The sequence below is a fragment of the Pseudomonas sp. EL_65y_Pfl1_R83 genome, assembly GCF_963970695.1.
Lineage (GTDB): Bacteria > Pseudomonadota > Gammaproteobacteria > Pseudomonadales > Pseudomonadaceae > Aquipseudomonas > Aquipseudomonas tritici.
In genome coordinates this window covers 1-643 of the sequence record NZ_CAXAQI010000110.1, presented here as the reverse complement: position 1 = coordinate 643, position 643 = coordinate 1, and the positions used below count along the sequence as shown (strand labels likewise).

The 643-nt window shown below is 54.4% G+C and carries 1 protein-coding gene; it reads left to right on the top strand.

The window, feature by feature from the left end; all coding sequences use genetic code 11:
* Window positions 1-97: 97 nt before the first annotated feature.
* A partial coding sequence (locus AACY08_RS27895; RefSeq protein ID WP_339472328.1) for a hypothetical protein occupies window positions 98-643 on the top strand: 546 nt, incomplete at its 3' end.

The window sequence follows — 643 nt, the reverse complement described above, 5'->3', positions numbered from 1 at the left end:
CCGGAGCCGCCCGCTCATCATCCAAGGTCGCCAGCGCATCTCGCAGACGATTTAGCTGACTGCGCCCACGCACCTCAAGTTAGAGGGATCTCATTACGTGCCGGGCCAATTGCTCGGCGGCACGCTCATTATTAAGGGTAATAGCTGCGCTGGCCCAGCGATACAGGTAAACCCAGGGGCGCTTGGTTCGATCATCGAGGGCGGCGGTATCGTCGGCGAAAGCGGGAACACCGGCGACGGGCTCGCTATCATGGGCGCACGCGTCATAGTGCGCGACGTCGGCATCCAGTATATGGGCCGGGACGGTATCCGTATCGGCGGCTATGCCACGAGCGATCCATGGTACGATGCAGCGTTTGACACGAGCGTAAATGCAAATTCCACTAAGCTCGATAACGTAAATTGTGGGTTTAATGCCCGCGATGGTCTATGCATCGATGATCAAAAAAGCGGTTTAATTGACGCAAACTGTGCCGATATTTCACGTCTGTCAGTGTATAATAACGGTCGTCATGGCCTCTATGCTGATAAAACCTACTTGGGAACGACGTTCACTGCGGGCCTTTTCGAAGGGAATACCGGATATGGTATCTACTTGGCGGCAAATGCGAATGGCCTAGTATTCATCGGAGGAGATACCGAA